The sequence below is a fragment of the Ruminococcus sp. OA3 genome, from assembly GCF_022440845.1.
Taxonomy (GTDB): Bacteria; Bacillota; Clostridia; order Lachnospirales; family Lachnospiraceae; genus Ruminococcus_G.
The window spans coordinates 1,645,585-1,663,487 of the sequence record NZ_JAKNTO010000001.1; the positions used below are offsets into that span (position 1 = coordinate 1,645,585).

Genomic DNA, 17,903 nt, shown 5'->3' on the forward strand with positions numbered 1-17,903 from the left:
CACATAAATCTGCCGATTTGAGGCTTGAATTTATACAGGATTTTGAATTGACTTTCTCGTTGCAAGGTGCCATAATGTGTTAAATAAAAAGATTAATGCGGGTCACGAGAGAGGAATGATAACTATGGCAGAATGTAAGATTAAATTGAGCGCTGCAGAAGAAGTAAAAGAATTTGTAGCCGTTGCGGGCAAATGCGATTTTGACATTGACATTTTTTATAATCGTGTTGTTGTCGATGCGAAATCAATTCTTGGGATTCTGAGCATGGATTTGACGAAGCCATTGACAGTACAGAGCTATGGCGAAAATCCGGAATTTACACGTATGCTGAAAAAGTATGCGATAGCCTGAAGAAAAAAGAATAAACGATAGAAGAGACTGAAAGACTGCTGCAAAACGGATAGTGAACTATCCGCATTTGCAGCAGTTTTGTTTTTTGGGAAAATGTGATACAATGCTGTCTATATGCAGAGGACGAGGGTAGACATGAAAAAAGAAGTGGTCAAAATTTCCGTGCGCGGTCTGGTAGAGTTTATACTGCGCAGCGGAGATCTGGACAGCAGGACCGGGGCAGCACCGGATAAAGAGGCAATGCAGCTGGGAAGCAAGATACACCGGAAGATACAAAAGAGTATGGGGGCGGAGTATCAGGCTGAAGTACCGCTGCGTTTTGAAAAGGAATATGATACATTTCTGTTTGTGCTCGAAGGGCGCGCAGATGGGATCGTTGATAAAAAGGGAGAGGTTCTGATTGACGAGATCAAGGGGACATTTCGTAACCTGGAAGATCTAAAAGGGCCGGATCCGCTTCACACGGCGCAGGCGATGTGCTATGCATGGATGTACATGCAAAATCACCCCTGCGACAGTATTACGGTACAGATCACCTACTGTAATATGGAGGACGAGGATATCCGCTATTTTCATGAGAAGTATACGCAGGCGGAACTAAAGCGATGGTTTGGGGAGCTGCTGGAGGACTATTATCCGTGGGCTGAGTTTTGTGTGAGCTGGAAGAAGTGCCGGAATGAATCGATGCAGGGCCTGGAATTCCCCTTTTCTTACCGTGAAGGCCAGCGGGAGATCGTAAGCAGTGTATATCGGACCATATTGCGGAAAAAAGAGTTGTTTATACAGGCGCCTACAGGGGTAGGAAAAACGATGTCAGCTGTTTTTCCTGCTGTCCGCGCGATGGGGGAAGGACATGGAGATAAAATTTTTTATCTTACGGCACGTACGATCGCAAGGACTGTTGCGGAGGAGGCCTTTGGCATTCTGAAAGATCATGGACTCGCATTTAAGGTCATTACACTGACGGCCAAGGAGAAGCTGTGCGCCTGTGAAGAGATGGAGTGCAGCCCGGAACACTGTGAGCGTGCCAGGGGACACTTTGACCGCGTCAATGATGCAGTGTACGAAATATTGACCGGTGAGAGTGCATTTGACAGGGAGACACTGCTCAGACACAGCGAAAAATGGAAGGTATGTCCATATGAGATGAGTCTGGATCTGGCAATCTGGACGGACGCGGTAATCTGTGACTACAACTATGTATTTGATCCCAGGGCTCATCTGCGCCGTTTTTTTTCTGAGGGAGTAAAGGGGGAGTATCTGTTTCTGATCGATGAAGCACATAATCTGGTGGAGCGGGGGAGGGAGATGTTCAGTGCTGTTTTGTGCAAGGAAGATTTTCTGTCGATACGGAAAAAGGTTGCCCCGTATAATAAAAAGCTGGAACGGTACCTGGGCAGGAGCAACCGCCAGCTGCTGGAACTGAAGCGGGAATGTGAATCATACCAGGTGCTGGACGGACCGGGAGCTCTTGGGATTTCGCTGATGAATCTCCAGGGAGAGCTGGAGACATTTCTGGAAGAACTGGCGGAGGGAGAGCTTAGAAAAGACGTTCTGGAGTTCTATTTTCAGGTTCGGACCTTTCTGAATATCTGTGATCTGCTCGATGAAAATTATGTGACGTATGCGTACCACGATGGGGATGGAAAATTTTACCTTCGGTTGTTCTGCGTCAATCCTGCTCAGAACCTGCAGCAATGCCTGAGCAGGGGACGCTGTACCGTGTTCTTTTCGGCCACGCTGCTTCCCATCACGTATTACAGGAAGCTGCTCGGAAGCAGGGAAGGTGATGATTATGCGATTTATGTGGATTCACCTTTTCCGCGCAAAAACAGGGCGCTGCTGATCGGCAGAGATGTGAGCAGCAGATACAGACGGAGGGGATATGAGGAGTACAGCAGAATATCTTCGTATATTCATGAGATCATTTCGGGGAAAAAGGGGAATTACATGATCTTCTTTCCATCTTACCGGATGCTGAGTGATGTCTATGAAGTGTACCGTGAACAATATGCAGACGAGGAAGGCGGGACCACCCGCTATCTGGTGCAGTATACGTCCATGAATGAAGCAGAGAGGGAAGCGTTTCTGGAGGCATTTGCACTTGACGGGGAGCATACTACTGTTGGATTCTGTGTGATGGGAGGGATCTTTGCGGAAGGGATCGACCTTTCGGGAGAGCGGCTGATCGGCGCAGTTTTGATAGGTACGGGACTTCCCCAGATCGGAATCGAGAGAGAGATTTTGATGAATTATTATGATCAGGCAGGTGAAAATGGCTTTGACTATGCATATCGTTTTCCCGGAATGAACAAAGTTCTGCAGGCGGCAGGGCGAGTCATACGGACTGATCAGGACAGGGGGGTGATTGCACTCCTGGACGAGCGTTTCCTGACGGCGGACTACCGGAAACTGTTTCCGCGGGAGTGGCTTGATTACAGAGGGTGCTCTCTGACACAGGTGGAGAATCTGGTGCGTGAATTCTGGGAGGGGACTTCTTGACGTACAAGGACATTATTCGCTATAATAGGCATGAAGACTGCATTCTTAGAAGAATGAACGGAAGCAACGTAAAGAGAGGAGAACAGGACATGAAAACAGTCAGCACCACAAAAGCTCCGGCAGCGATCGGACCATACTCACAGGCAATTATCACGGGGGATATGGTATTTACTTCAGGGCAGATACCGATCGATCCGGCGACGGGTGAGATAACAGGGGCAAATATCACCGAACAGGCAGAACGGGTGATGCAGAATCTGGGAGAGGTCTTAAAAGAGGCGGGCAGCAGCTATGGACAGGCGGTCAAGACGACTTGTTTTCTGGCAGATATGGATGACTTTGCGGCTTTTAATGAAGTGTATGGAAAGTATTTTACCGGGAAACCGGCACGTTCCTGTGTGGCGGTGAAAACGCTTCCCAAAAATGTACTTTGTGAAGTTGAAGTTATCGCAGTCACCAACGAATGAGGCTGCAGGTTGCAGCAAGTGTGGAAACATAGGAGGAGAAAATGGGTAGTGTAAGACGAGTTTACGTAGAAAAGAAACCGGATTTCGCAGTACAGGCAAAGGAATTGAGACACGAGATCGGCAGTTACCTCAACATTCCGGGTGTAACAGGCGTAAGGGTACTGATCCGTTATGATGTGGAGGATATTTCTGACGATATTTTTGAGAAGGCGTGCAGAAGTGTGTTCTCCGAGCCGCCGGTAGATGTTCTTTACCGTGAAGAGTTTACGGTCGCTGACGGTGCACGTGTTTTTTCAGTAGAATATCTGCCTGGGCAGTTTGATCAGCGTGCGGATTCGGCAGTGCAGTGTGTGCAGTTTCTGAAAGAAGATGAAAAACCGATCATCCGGTCTGCGACGACATATGTGATCGAGGGGGACATTTCAGATGAGGAATTTGAGGCTGTTAAAAATCACTGCATCAACCCTGTAGATTCCCGTGAGACTGATATGGTGAAACCGGAAACTCTGGTGACGGTGTTTGACGAGCCTGAAGATGTTAAGATTTTTGACGGATTCCTCGGTATGGGTGAGGACGCACTGAAAGACCTGTACGATTCTTTGAATCTGGCGATGACCTTCAAAGATTTCCTGCATATCCACAATTATTATACAAAGGAAGAAAAACGTGATCCTTCCATGACCGAAATCCGTGTGCTGGACACGTACTGGTCTGATCACTGCCGCCATACGACATTTTCCACGGAACTTAAAAAAGTGGATTTCAAAGACGGTGATTATAAAGAGCCGATCGTCGCCACATATGAGCAGTATCTGGCGGATCGTGCGGTTATCTTTAAAGACCGCAATGACAAATTTGTCTGCCTGATGGATCTGGCGCTGATGGCGATGCGTAAACTGAAAGCAGAAGGAAAACTTCAGGACCAGGAAGAATCAGAAGAGATCAATGCCTGCAGTATCATAGTGCCGGTCGACGTGGACGGCGTGGAAGAGGAGTGGCTGATCAATTTCAAAAATGAAACACACAACCATCCGACTGAGATTGAGCCGTTCGGTGGAGCCGCCACATGCCTCGGCGGCGCGATCCGCGACCCGCTCTCGGGACGTACGTATGTATATCAGGCAATGCGTGTGACGGGCGCTGCAGACCCGACGGTTCCGGTACAGGAGACGATGAAGGGTAAACTGCCGCAGAAAAAACTGGTCCGTTCCGCCGCACACGGGTACAGTTCCTACGGTAACCAGATCGGTCTGGCAACCGGTTACGTGAAAGAAATCTATCATCCGAATTACGCTGCAAAACGTATGGAGATCGGTGCCGTCATGGGGGCAGCTCCGAGACGCGCAGTGATCAGGGAGACTTCTGATCCGGGTGATATCATCATCCTGCTCGGCGGGCGTACCGGACGTGACGGCTGCGGCGGAGCTACCGGTTCTTCCAAGGTTCACACGGAGGAATCTATCGAGACATGCGGAGCAGAAGTACAAAAGGGTAACGCTCCGACGGAGCGCAAGATCCAGAGAATGTTCCGCAGGGAAGAGGTCAGCAGGCTGATCAAGAAATGTAACGATTTTGGCGCCGGCGGCGTCTCCGTTGCAATCGGAGAGCTTGCAGACGGACTTAGGGTAAACCTGGATAAGGTACCGAAAAAGTATGCGGGCCTGGACGGTACAGAGATTGCAATCTCCGAGTCTCAGGAGCGTATGGCTGTTGTCGTGGACCCGAAAGATGTCGAAGAGTTTTTGAAATATGCAAAGGAAGAGAATCTGGAGGCTGTTGAGGTCGCAGTTGTAACCGAAAACCCGCGCCTGGTACTCTGCTGGAGAGGCAAAGAGATTGTAAATATCTCAAGAGCCTTTCTCGATACCAACGGTGCACATCAGGAAACAGAAGTACTTGTGGATATCCCGAATCGTGACGGAAATGTAATGGTACGCGGAGAAGTCTCTGATGTGAAGGCGAAGTGGTTGGATACGCTGAAGGATCTGAACACATGCTCTCAAAAGGGACTTGTGGAGATGTTTGACGGCTCCATCGGTGCGGCGAGCGTATTTATGCCGTACGGCGGAAAATATCAGCTGACGGAGACGCAGACGATGGTTGCCAAGGTGCCTGTGGCAAATGGCAGCACAAATACCGTGACGATGATGAGCTACGGGTTCGACCCGTATATCTCCAGCTGGAGCCCGTATCACGGAGCAATTTATGCTGTGACAGAGTCCATTGCACGTATCGCAGCTTCCGGCGGAGATTATAAGAAGATTCGTTTTACATTCCAGGAATATTTCCGCCGTATGACAGAGGAGCCTTCCCGCTGGAGCCAGCCGTTCGCAGCGCTTTTGGGCGCATACAGCGCACAGCTCGGATTTGGTCTGCCGTCCATCGGAGGAAAGGACAGTATGTCCGGAACTTTTAATGATATGGATGTTCCGCCGACGCTTGTATCCTTTGCAGTGGATATCGCGAAGGAGCAGGATATCATCACTCCGGAGCTGAAAAAAGCAGGAAACCGTCTGGTATGGCTTGCCCTGCCGAAAGACGGATATGATATGCCGGTTTATGCGGAGGCGATGGCGATGTATGAGCGGCTCCATGAGGACATTCAGGCTGGCAGGATCGTCTCTGCATACGCGCTGGACCGTCATGGAATTGCCGCTGCAGTCAGCAAAATGGCATTTGGAAATAAACTGGGTGTGAAGATTGAACATAATCTCGATGCGAGAGACTTCTTCGCTCCGGGCTTTGGAGATGTCGTCTGCGAGGTTGCGGATGGAAAAGTCGGTGAGCTGGTATCCACCTATACTGTGATCGGTGAAGTGACGGATGATGCCGCATTCTCATACGGCAGTGTGAACATCGGTATGGATGAGGCGCTGGATGCATGGACAGGCACTCTCGAATCCGTATTTAAGACAAAAGGAACAGACAATGTGCAGCCGGTGGAAAGCCCCCTGTACGACAAAGGGAGCGTATATGTCTGCAGGCATAAAGTTGCACGGCCGACGGTCTTTATTCCGGTATTCCCGGGCACCAACTGCGAATACGACAGCAGGAAGGCATTTGAGCGCGCCGGAGCAGATGTCGTGACGAAGGTCTTCAGGAATCTGACAGAGGAAGATATCCGTGATTCTGTCCGCATCTTCGAGGAGGCGATCGGGCAGTCGCAGATCATCATGTTCCCGGGCGGTTTCTCCGCGGGTGACGAGCCGGATGGCTCTGCCAAATTCTTTGCGACGGCGTTTTCCAATGAAAGGATCAAAGAAGCCGTCATGAAGCTGCTGGATGAGCGGGACGGACTGGCACTTGGAATCTGCAACGGTTTCCAGGCGCTGATCAAACTGGGACTCGTTCCTCACGGCAAAATCGTGGGACAGACAGAAGATTCACCGACACTTACGTACAATACAGTCGGACGCCATATTTCCAAAATGGTATATACGAAGGTGGTTACGAACAAATCCCCATGGCTTACCAGGGCGCAGCTGGGAGGTGTCTATACGAATCCGGCATCTCACGGCGAAGGACGTTTCGTTGCAAGTGACGAATGGATCCGGAAACTGTTTGCTAACGGGCAGGTGGCGACGCAGTACTGTGATCTGGACGGGAATGTGTCCATGGATGAAGAGTGGAATGTCAACGGCTCCTATGCAGCGATCGAAGGTATTACAAGTCCTGACGGACGCGTGCTCGGAAAGATGGCACATTCAGAACGCCGCGATGATTCTGTGGCTGTCAATATTTACGGAGAACAGGATATTCAGATCTTCGAATCCGGTGTGGAATATTTCAGATAATAAGAGAAGTGAGAAGAAGGTACCGCCTGAGGTACCTTCTTCTTTTTGCAGTTTCTGATCACAGTGGAATCTTTCGGAATGCGGAAGGGGAAATTCCTACCTTTCCCGTGAACGAAGCGATGAAATTAACTTCACTGTGGTACCCTGTGCGGTAAGCGATTTCTTTAACAGAGAGAGTTGTATCGTGGAGAAGTGCCTTGGCTTCATCGATCCGGTGGACCACGATATACTCATGCGGAGAGAACCCGGTCTGACTGCGGAACTGCCTGGAAAAGTGTGAAGGGCTCAGCCCCACATGCGCGGCAATGTCCGGAATTGCGAGATCTTCAAACAGATGTCCGTTGATATAAGCAAGTGCCTGGACAACAGGGTCCTTCTGTTCTGTATCCTGATTCCTCGGGGGAAATAAAAGTCCGCACAGCAGACTGTAGATCTGCTGGGATATGTCAGCTTCTGAGTGGACGGCGCTGTTCTTGACTGCAGCCACCAGGTCCGTCATGGCGCGTTCCGTATGGCTGCCCGGAAACGGAGTAAACGCATGGCGTCCGCGGAATGAGAGGATCTGCTGACAAAAGTCATCCATATTGGCACCGTCGATATGGATCCAGATTCTTTCTGTATAGCCGCTGGTATAGTAGCGGTGCGGCCTGCGGCAGTCTGTGATAGCCAGCTGACCGGCCTCTGCAGTGAAGGTGGTTCCGTCGGCCTCAATATGCATGGCGCCTTTCTGGACATAGTCGAGAAGATAAGTCTGGTGACTCTCCATGCGGCCAACTTCACAGGAATCACGAAAATCATAGGCTTCACTTAAGTAATAGTGCCCGCAGCGGGTGACGTAGAAAAACAGCTGCCGTGCGAGAGCAGAAGGAGTGGAAAAGTAACGTTCTGACTGGGGCAGGACCCCCGGCTCACTTAAAACTTTCATAATCGTGCCTCCTGATTAAGCTAAACGGTCATTATCATGAATGAAAGTCAGCCGCTGTCCGGGACTTTCATAGTAAAAAGAATAGCACAAAATATTAATGAATTGCAAGTTAATATCATTGCCTTTTCGAAGAAAAACGATTACTATGAAAGCACGAAGAAAGTCGGAGAAAGGTGAGGGAAGATGGTTCACGAAAAAGGATTTTATAAAACATTTACGGTTCTGACGTTATCGCTGGCGCTGCAGAATCTGCTGACCTACAGCGTAAACCTGATGGACAACGTGATGTTGGGTGCCTACAGCGAGACGGCGCTGTCCGGGTCGGCACTGTGTAATCAATTTCAGTTCCTGCTGCAGATGCTGGTGATGGGGGCGGCAGAAGGCGTTGTGGTGCTGGGCAGCCAGTACTGGGGGAAGAAAGATTTGAGACCGATTCCCCACATTATCGGCGTCGCCCTGAGGTACGGCGTGGGGATGGCCGCGGTGATGTTTCTGGCGGTGCTGTGTTTTCCAACACAGGTACTGGGACTGCTGACGAGTGATACCGCAGTGATCACAGAAGGTGCAAAGTATCTTCGGATCATCTGCTTTACCTATCTGATATTTACCGCGACGAATATCCTGACAGCCTCTCTGCGGGCGATCGGTATCGTAAAGATCGGATATATCATTTCAGCATCGACACTGTGTATCAATATTGCGCTGAATTACTGCCTGATCTATGGTAACTTTGGTTTTCCGATGCTCGGTATACGGGGGGCGGCGATCGCTACACTGGTATCCAGATGTGTGGAACTCCTGATTGTTATCTGGTATCTGAAGTATAAGGAGAAACAGCTGAAGCTGACACTGAAGAAACTGGTGATGATCGATAAATCATATTATAAAGATTACCGCAGAGTAGCGCTTCCGGTGCTTATGAATCAGGCACAGTGGGGAATCGCTCAGATGGTGCAGACGGGTATTCTGGGGCATATGGGAGCCGCGGCGATCGCAGCGAATTCGATCGCGACAATCGTATATCAGATCATTTCTGTCATTGCGTACGGCTCAACGAGTGCATCCAGCGTCCTTGTCGGAAAGACGATCGGTGAGGGAAAACGGGATAAGCTTCGCCAGATGGTACATACAATGGAGGTGCTTTTTATCGGTATCGGAATCGTGACCGGCATCGTGATTTATCTTGTGAGAAATCCGGTATTGATGCTCTATAATATATCTGAGGAGGCACATAACCTGGCGCTGCAGTTCATCGTCGTTATGTCGATCACTACTGTGGGTACTTCCTTCCAGCTGCCGTGCGATAACGGTATCATCAGAGGAGGCGGAGACACTGCGTTCAGTATGAAAATGAATCTGATCAGTATGTGGCTGATCATTGTGCCGTTCTCTGCGCTGGCTGCATTTGTGTTCCACTGGCCGCCGGTCGTCGTATTCTTTCTGCTGAAATGGGATCAGATCTACAAAATTATACCCGTCACGATCCGGCTGCACAGCTGGAAATGGGTAAAAGAGGTAACCCGGAGTGCTCCTGAGGCATTGTCGGGGGCGGAAGAGATGACGGCATAAGGAGCGGACTGAAAATGAGGAGATGGTTTCCGGACAATTCGGGGGACCATTTTTTCATTTATGAATGAAAGTGTAACGTAAATCTGCTATAATAGATACAACTATTTTTACAGAAAAGGGAGAGGCGATGTAATGAAAAAGAAAAAAGTAAGTCGACGCCTGATTGCACTGGCTGTTCTTTCGGCAGTTCTGGTCGGGTCAGTCCCTGTATCGGCACAGCAGGAGACCACGGTGGACAAGGAGGGACCTGACTATACCGGAAATGTGATCATGGCGGAGAATCTGAATTATAATATTGCTTCCAATGAAGAGATGGAGGCGGTACAGGAGATTGGTATGCCGGAACAGGCCGCCGGCTCACCGGGAGGCAGCCAGGCACCGGAAGGGGGAGGGGACGGGCAGCAGTACACAGATGTGCGCTGCGGGATGCAGTTCCTTCCCGGACACGAGGGTGCGAAATTAACAAAGCAGCCTTCCGCCAGAAATGCAGTTCCCCTGGAATATCAGATCGGGGATCAGAAAACGATTTACACGGATTATTCCCCGGAACATCCGGAAAGCTTTACAGCAGAGGTGGCAGCTGTCGGAGAGACCTGTACGGTCTGGAGAGACGCTGATAACAGAGAACAGCTGAGTGACGAAACCGCTCAGGCTTATGCAGATGCCATCGACAGCGGAATCCATGATCCGATGGAAGCCGCTTTTGGGGAATGGAGCAGTGCAGATGTAGACGGCGACGGCAAAACCGCCTTTGTATTTTATCCGATGGACTACGCGGGTCTTTTCAGCAGTTCTGACCTCTATGCGAAGGAGCAGTATGACTGGGCCAGCGGGAATGTCATGGATATGCTTCATATGGACAGTGGTAAGGCGGAGGATATAGACACCACTCTGGGCACCCTTGCACATGAGCTGCAGCACCTGATCAACTATGCACAGACCGGGGGGGATTTTGATAGCTGGCTGAATGAGACCTTTTCGCAAAGCGCCATTGCGGTCTGTGGTCTTGCCAGCACTCACAGCGTATATGAAGTGGGGAGTCTGACAGACTTTGCTGCATCAAGCGGCTATACACATCCGTTTATCTTCAAAGATTTTTACGTTCCGAGCGGTTATACGGCGGCCGTTCCCTACGGAAGCTGGTATCTCTTTGGGAGGTATCTGGTCTATCAGACCGGGGGGCTGCCGGGCGGAGGAGAAGATATTTACCGCACGGTATTGGAGAACGGAAGCTGTACCATGGCTGCTCTGGAAGCGGCGCTTACAGACATTGGATATCTGGGAGCAGACGGCCTGGCTTCGGACATGAATGATCTGATCACAAACTATAATCTGGCGCTTTACCTGCGGGAACCGTCCGGGATCTACAGTCTGAGCGGGAATGCCGAAGATCCTTCCGATGTGGACGGCGTAATAACCGATCGCATTATGCACAGCCAAAGTATGCCGGAGACACTTCCCGGTGGCGGGGCTGCCAGCTTTTGCCTGAATCTTGACGGCCAGAGTGTGACGCCGGAGGGATACGGCGCTGATGTGTACTTTGCGGGCATTACAGCGGATGTTCTGCTGGGAGCATATCTGGAATCAGCGGAAGGGGTTCTGCTTTACGGAGAGACGGTTACTTTAGGCACCTCTGATGAAAATGCGGATATCTACTATACGACGGATGGCAGCAATCCGATATATGACGGCGTAAAATATGAGGCGCCGATTCCTGTGACACGGCAGATGACATTGTCAGCATGTACGATCGCAGCGGACGGACGGTATTCACCGGTAAACACCTGGGATTATATGGTGAAAACGGATGCGGTAAATGCAGATATACCATCCGGGCGGGTGGAGACGGGGACAGAGGTGACGCTGTCCTGTAATACGCCGGGAGCCGGGATCCGTTATACGACGGATGGCAGCGACCCGTCCGCCGATAACGGTGCTGTATACAGCGGACCTGTCAGGATCGATCAGACTGTGACGATCAAAACCGTCAGTGTAATGTCAGGAAGGGAAGACGTGCTGCCGGGCGACATCCGCACCTTTGTATATGAGACGGGAGAGGGAAACGGTGACAATTATGAACCGAATAACAGCACTGCGGATGCCGTGGCTGTAAGTTTTCCGGGAAGGATCAAAGCGACGATTCACAATCCTCAGGATGTGGATTTCTATGCGTTTTCACTGGACAACAGTGCGGATCTGAGCCTGACACTGACACCTCCTGCGGGCTCCTCCTTCAGTCTGACACTTTATGATGCGGCGGGCAATATGCTTGCGGAATCTGCCATGGACGGGAAAAGCCAGAGCATCCGCAGTTCGGTTCCCTTCGGAAGATATCTGGTAAAAGTTGCGGGGACAGAAGGCAGTTCTTCTGAGCGTCAGCCGTATATTCTGAGTCTGATGAAGGAGATGGATGAGGAATCTGTTGCGGGTCTGGATTTGTCTGAAATGAATATGCTGACCGCCCTGAATGATCAGGATACCACAACAGGCAGCGGGTACGCATGGGATTTTGGAATCAATGGAGGCGGACACTTCCTTATGTCCATGGCGTATTTCTCCCACTGGGGCGGCCCGGTAGAAGAAAGACTTGACCCATACCGTGAGTATGGGGATTTTACATACAAAAATCTCTCCGATTATCCACGGTACCATGTGCAGAACGCGCTGTACCTGCCGAATGATAATCGTGAGAGCTATATCGATCACGTGAAAAATGCGGTATACAGTTACGGTGCCGCTGACATTTATATCCAGTCTGCCCATGCGTACTGGGATCCGGAATACAAAAACCTGTATGTCGATTCGGAGTATCGATATCCTGTCTCTTACGCTGACGGAGGACATATCGTGACGGTTGTGGGATGGGATGATAATTACAGCAGAGAACATTTCACGGGAAACCCTGAACTTGCAAAAAATTATTATCCGGACCAGACGGTCGAGATCCCAAAACCAGACGGTGACGGCGCGTTTATTGTTAAAAACTCCTGGGGAGAAACCATGGGGGAAAACGGCTATTTCTATCTGTCCTATGAGGATGCCTTTTTAATGACGAACAACCCTGCGGTTTTTATTGCCGACGACATGCCGGATAACTACAATCATCAGTATATGAATGATCCTTTCGGCACAGCTGATTTCTGGAGGGAGAGCGGCAGCTTTACCGCAACACAATGCTTTGCCAATGAAAACGATACACCGGAACTGTTAAAAGCGGTGTCGTTTGTCACCGGCAGCGCCGACACCCGTTATGAGATCAGCATCACTCAGAACGGGGTGACCAGCAGGGTGGCCGAGGGGATTAAAAAATATGCGGGTTTTTACACCGAACGCCTGAATCAGGCGATCACGGTTCTGCCGGACAGTGAGTTCTCCGTGAACGTGCGTCTGGAAACGCTGGATCCGTCCCTGAGTCCGTCCATTGGCTGCAGCACGAATATATATGGGCAGGTCAGCGGGTGTGAACCGGTGGAAAATGTGGCGTTTATCACTGTGAACGGGCAGAAGACCGACGTGGGAATGGATAGTGTCTTTCCGAATATCAGAGCCTACACCTGTGACGTGAATTCCGGAACCTATACGGAGAAGATGATCGGGGCAGGAGAAGGTACGCATTATGCAGAAGACGACCGTCAGGTGGAGGTCGCAGGGCAGCTGCAGAATGTGCGTCTGACAGGTCAGGATACCACTGCAGTAAACGGTGCGCTGGCTGCTTCCATCGAAGGAGCAGGAGACACCCCTGCACCGAGGGCAGACCTTCCGGACAGATTTGACCTTCGGGACACGGGGACGCTGACACCGGTGCGCGATCAGGAATCACTCGGAAGCTGCTGGACCTTTGCCGCCACAGCATGTGTGGAAAATAATATTGCCAGAAACGGTGGTTTTGCTGTGGACTATCCCAGCGGCATCAGTTTGAGTGCCAGTGAAAAAACGGTGCTTCTGACAAAAGATGCGCCGGAACAGACGGTCAGCCTGACCGCCAGCCTCATGGATGCGGACAGTCCGTCCAGCACAAGGGTCAACTGGAGCGTGAGCGGTGATGTGGACAGTGTCCGCCTCGAGCATACTGCCAGTGCAAGCGGTGAGGCCGTGCCGGTGATCACGGCACGGAAACCCGGTGTGGTTACACTGACGGCTGCCAGTGAGGCGGATATGACGGTCACCGCCAGCTGTGAGGTCACCATCACCGTACAGGGGATAGAGACCATTACGTTAAAGCCTGACAAGCTGATGATGAATAAGGGTGAGACAGCCAGCCTGACCGCAGTGACAGAACCGGCGGATGCCGCTGACCAGACGATTCTGTGGTCAAGTGACCATCCGGAGATCGCCAATGTGGACAAAGACGGCGTTGTGACAGCTCTTTCCGGGGGAACGGCTGTCATCACTGCAAAGGCCGGAACCGTGCAGGCGACGGCAGAGATTACGGTGAAAGGGACTCCTGCTGTTAAACCTGGCGGAGATGATACTCCCGGGGGCAATGGCGGCGATGATTCCGGGACCGGGAAGAAACCGGGAACCACCGGAAACAGTGCTTACAGAAGCGGCAGAAAAGATGTAAAGACCGGAGATGACAAAAGCCCCATGCGCAGTCTTGCACTGATGACTGCTGCCGGGAGCTGTATCGTTATAAGCATATACAGAAGAAAGAAGAGTGAAAGGTAACAATGGAAAAAGACGGTTCGGATACGAGCCGTCTTTTTCTGCAGATGTCGGAAAATATTCTTAAAGATCTTCAGCCTGGCGAAAAGTTTTCCGGGAAGGGGATAACTCCAAGATAACGCCCCATCCGTTTATAAGCATCAGGGTCGGTCATCACCAGATCATGCTGGGTATCTGTAAGGGATTTCAGCAGCGTCATATTTCTTTTCCGGTAAAATCGTCCGATGATCAGGTATCCATTGTGCAGAAACAACCATATTTCTCCGTTTTTAGGTTGAATCCAGTCAGCGTACTGAAATCCCAGAATAGAATTTTTGAAAAAACTGGGGGAAAGTTCGTTGGTGTGCAGGATCACACCAAACGTACATTCCACAGTCAGAGAATTACAGTCCACCACAAGATTTCGCGTAATACGGATGCTGTATTCAACTCTTCCGTCTTCGGGATTGAAAAATTCAAAGCACTTCAGCAGAATCTTATCTTTTGACACTTTATGAATCAGGCGATTATATTCAAGATCAATATTAAAGGTGATATAATTTTTCCAGTACGGAGGAAGTGCCTCGAATTTTGAAGAGTATTTTTTGAAGGTGTAAGATATCTTGGGGGCGGATTCAGAAAACTCATCAAGGGAACAGTTCAGTGCCTGGGCGATTGCGGCCATCGTGTCGTATCTGGGGTTTGGTGTGATGCCGCTTGTTATTTTTGAAAGTGTACTCAGAGGAATCTTGCTCAGTTCGGATAATTCCTCGAGCGTATACTTCCTGTCCTTCATAATTTCTTTTATTTTTTTGTAATCCATAAACTTACTTCTCCTGCCCGTATTTACAGGCTTTTTACTTTGTAGGGTGTCTTTCAGATTATCCACTTATAGAGCATACCACCCGGAGGCAAAAGATTCAATCAATCCTTCCTGTTTTTGTCTTTCTGTAATTTTTTACCGGTTGAATACGAACAGATGTTCTGGTATATTCGAGTTAGAAAGTATGAGAATGGAGTGGGAAAATGAAAAGACTTATTTTTCATATTGATGTGAATTCGGCATTTCTCAGCTGGGAAGCCGCCCATCGGCTGCATCATCTGGGGGGCAGACTGGATCTGCGTGAAATTCCGTCGGCGGTGGCAGGCGATACAGCCATGAGGCATGGGATCATACTGGCAAAATCCATACCGGCTCAAAAGCATGGGATACACACAGGAGAGGCTATATGGGAGGCAAAGCAAAAATGTCCAGGGCTGCTGCTTGTCCCCCCCAACTACAGTCTGTATGAAAAAGCTTCCTGTGCACTGATGGAGATTTTGCGGGAATATACTCCGGATGTAGAACAGTATAGTATTGACGAAGCGTTTCTGGATATGACGGGCACAGGAGGACAGTGGGAAAGTCCCGAAGAGGCGGCAGAGCAGATACGCAGCAGGATTTGCCGGGAGCTGGGCTTCACAGTGAATGTCGGGATATCAGAAAATAAATTGCTGGCCAAGATGGCTTCCGGACTGAAGAAACCTGATCTTGTGCATACTCTGTTTCCGGAAGAGGCAAAACAAAAAATGTGGCCGCTGCCGGCAGGGAAGCTTTTCTTTGTGGGAAGAGCAACAGCGAGAAAACTGCACAGTCTTGGGATTCGTACGATCGGGGAGCTTGCCCGGTCAGATCCGGCGGTTTTGAGATACCATCTGAAAAAACATGGGGAAGTGATATGGGAGTTTGCGAATGGGAAAGACATATCGATTGTGGAAGCCGAAGCGCCGCCCAATAAGGGATATGGCAATTCTACCACGATCGCCTTTGATGTGACAGACGCAGCTGTGGCAAAAATGGTTCTGCTTGCCCTCTCAGAGACTGTCTCAGCGAGGCTGAGGAAGCATAGCGTCAAAGCAGAAGTCATCTGTGTGGGCATCAAGGACAGCAGCCTGTGTTATGCATCACATCAGATGACGTTAACGTCAGCCACAGATATTACCATTGAAATACATGCTGCCGCAAGCCGTCTTTTTGACGAACTCTGGAATGGCAACCCTATCAGGCATCTCGGTATCCATACCAGCAGGATCAGAGATGGAGAGACATACAGACAGGCGGATATGTTTGACAGGACCGATTACGGAAAATTAGAAAGGATGGACCGGACTGTTGACCTGATCAGGGCAAAATACGGGATTGATGCGGTAAAGAGGGCGGCATTTTTAAAAACGCCGGTTGATCACATGAGCGGAGGAATCAGTCGGGAAAAGAGAAACGTGGACTACAGCAGGCTGAAAATAGAGTGAGGTGTTTGAATGTGACTTTTAAAATCGGCAGTGAGATACAGACGGGGGATGCAGGAGCAATCCGCGGGCAGGTGCGGGACATCGCCTGCAAATGCTGGTTTACCAGAAAAGGGGAGGGGATTCCCCTGATGATCAAACTGGAGGATGAAGACGGGATAATCCGGACGATTCGGGAGATCGGGGTCAGATATTGTGAACAAAAGTCATATTCCGGAATCCCCTCCACGGAATACGGCTGTGAGATCGTCTGGGAGGGCATCAGGAAGGAAGTAAAACTGATCTTTCTGCAGGAAGAGTGCAGGTGGATTATGACAGAGGACAAAAGATAGAAGACGCGTACTTCTTCTGATCGGTTTGAATGGATTGTGTTTTGGATTTGAATGTGATAACATATGACATATCAAAAATAAAATGTTGCTATCAGAAAGATAAGGGGGAGTGTTATGCTCCAGGAAGAGCGTGTAAATGAAATCAGAAAGCTGGTAATTGAAAATAAAAGAGTACTGGTAAGTGAATTGTGCGAAAGATACCAGGTGAGTGATGTAACCATACGGAAAGACCTGCAGATTTTGCAGAAAGAAGGCCTGGTGAAGAAAATATACGGGGGGGCGCTGCTGAACGAGGATGGCACACGTAAGGCGGAAACGCCGTTTGCATTGGCTGATTCGGGCAGGAAATATCCGAAAGACGGAAATTATACCGGAAAGATGAAGGTGGCAGAACTGGCTGCCTCCAGGATAACGGATGGCGATACATTGTTTCTCGGGTCGGGTTCTACCTGCTGCATGCTGGCAAAGAAATTGAAGCGGTATAAAAACCTTACAGTTGTGACGAACAATATTTCAGCTCTGGCGGATTTACTTTGTTTTCCCTGCAAACTGTTTGTGATCGGGGGGGAAGTCACCTCGGTAGATTCAGCAACATATTTTTCAAGTATTGAAAATGCGTCGCAGTATTTGAAAAGTATCTATGTATCGAAGGTTTTTACCAGTTGTTCGGGACTCGACCTGAACGCGGGAATCACTGTGAATTCTATCATCAGTACTTATATCTACCGGGCAATTGCAGATATCCATGAGAACTGGTATATGATGGTGGATAAAGAAAAGTTCGGGCATATCGGGATTTATAAGGTGGCGGAACTGGAACAGGTAGACTGTGTGATTGCGGATGAAGTCCCGGATCCGTATCAGAATTATTTAAAAGAACATAATATCCGGTTATTGGAGAACGGAACAGAAAGTTAAAAGTGCGGCTGTACCTGCGATTTTGCATCGCGGTGCGGCCGTATTTTTGTTGTCTGGAAAGAAATCAAACAAAATCGTTGACAAATAAAACAAAACAGAATATAATCAAACAAA

11 protein-coding genes are annotated in these 17,903 nt (G+C 49.7%); 9 read left to right on the forward strand and 2 right to left on the reverse strand.

Annotated elements, in window-relative coordinates; translation table 11 throughout:
- Positions 1–124: 124 nt before the first annotated feature.
- The 4 genes from MCG98_RS07460 to MCG98_RS07475 all read left to right on the forward strand — a co-directional run bounded on the left by MCG98_RS07460 (position 125) and on the right by MCG98_RS07475 (position 7,115).
- Entirely contained in the window at positions 125–352 is a 228-nt protein-coding gene (locus tag MCG98_RS07460; RefSeq protein WP_240301402.1) for an HPr family phosphocarrier protein, read from the forward strand.
- Between the two features lie 135 nt (positions 353–487).
- The gene (locus tag MCG98_RS07465; protein WP_240301403.1) at positions 488–2,854 is read left to right on the forward strand and encodes an ATP-dependent DNA helicase; all 2,367 of its coding nucleotides are present in this window, start codon (positions 488–490) and stop codon (positions 2,852–2,854) included.
- Between the two features lie 89 nt (positions 2,855–2,943).
- Positions 2,944–3,321 (forward strand): RidA family protein, encoded by a 378-nt coding sequence (locus MCG98_RS07470; protein ID WP_240301404.1) that lies wholly within the window; start codon positions 2,944–2,946, stop codon positions 3,319–3,321.
- Between the two features lie 41 nt (positions 3,322–3,362).
- Positions 3,363–7,115: a phosphoribosylformylglycinamidine synthase gene (locus MCG98_RS07475; protein WP_240301405.1), complete on the forward strand. Its 3,753-nt coding sequence runs from the start codon at positions 3,363–3,365 to the stop codon at positions 7,113–7,115.
- Between the two features lie 58 nt (positions 7,116–7,173).
- On the opposite strand, the gene MCG98_RS07480 is transcribed toward MCG98_RS07475, so the two are convergent.
- On the reverse strand, positions 7,174–8,040 hold the full coding sequence (locus MCG98_RS07480) for an AraC family transcriptional regulator (RefSeq protein WP_240301406.1): 867 nt from the start codon (positions 8,038–8,040) through the stop codon (positions 7,174–7,176).
- A gap of 183 nt (positions 8,041–8,223) precedes the next feature.
- Between MCG98_RS07480 and MCG98_RS07485 the strand changes: the two genes are divergently transcribed.
- Positions 8,224–9,609 carry an MATE family efflux transporter gene (locus tag MCG98_RS07485; protein ID WP_240301407.1) on the forward strand — a complete coding sequence of 462 codons (1,386 nt, stop codon included), beginning with the start codon at positions 8,224–8,226 and terminating at the stop codon, positions 9,607–9,609.
- 132 nt (positions 9,610–9,741) lie between these two features.
- On the forward strand, positions 9,742–14,277 hold the full coding sequence (locus MCG98_RS07490) for a chitobiase/beta-hexosaminidase C-terminal domain-containing protein (protein ID WP_240301408.1): 4,536 nt from the start codon (positions 9,742–9,744) through the stop codon (positions 14,275–14,277).
- Between the two features lie 70 nt (positions 14,278–14,347).
- Here MCG98_RS07490 and MCG98_RS07495 read toward each other — a convergent pair whose 3' ends face one another.
- Positions 14,348–15,076: a helix-turn-helix transcriptional regulator gene (locus tag MCG98_RS07495; RefSeq protein ID WP_240301409.1), complete on the reverse strand. Its 729-nt coding sequence runs from the start codon at positions 15,074–15,076 to the stop codon at positions 14,348–14,350.
- A gap of 203 nt (positions 15,077–15,279) precedes the next feature.
- Between MCG98_RS07495 and MCG98_RS07500 the strand changes: the two genes are divergently transcribed.
- The 3 genes from MCG98_RS07500 to MCG98_RS07510 all read left to right on the forward strand — a co-directional run bounded on the left by MCG98_RS07500 (position 15,280) and on the right by MCG98_RS07510 (position 17,789).
- Positions 15,280–16,542 (forward strand): DNA polymerase IV, encoded by a 1,263-nt coding sequence (locus tag MCG98_RS07500; RefSeq protein WP_240301410.1) that lies wholly within the window; start codon positions 15,280–15,282, stop codon positions 16,540–16,542.
- 11 nt (positions 16,543–16,553) lie between these two features.
- Positions 16,554–16,871, forward strand: a complete 318-nt coding sequence (locus MCG98_RS07505) for a hypothetical protein (RefSeq protein ID WP_240301411.1) — start codon at positions 16,554–16,556, stop codon at positions 16,869–16,871.
- Positions 16,872–16,985: 114 nt separating this feature from the next.
- Positions 16,986–17,789 carry a DeoR/GlpR family DNA-binding transcription regulator gene (locus tag MCG98_RS07510; RefSeq protein ID WP_240301412.1) on the forward strand — a complete coding sequence of 268 codons (804 nt, stop codon included), beginning with the start codon at positions 16,986–16,988 and terminating at the stop codon, positions 17,787–17,789.
- Positions 17,790–17,903: the final 114 nt, after the last annotated feature.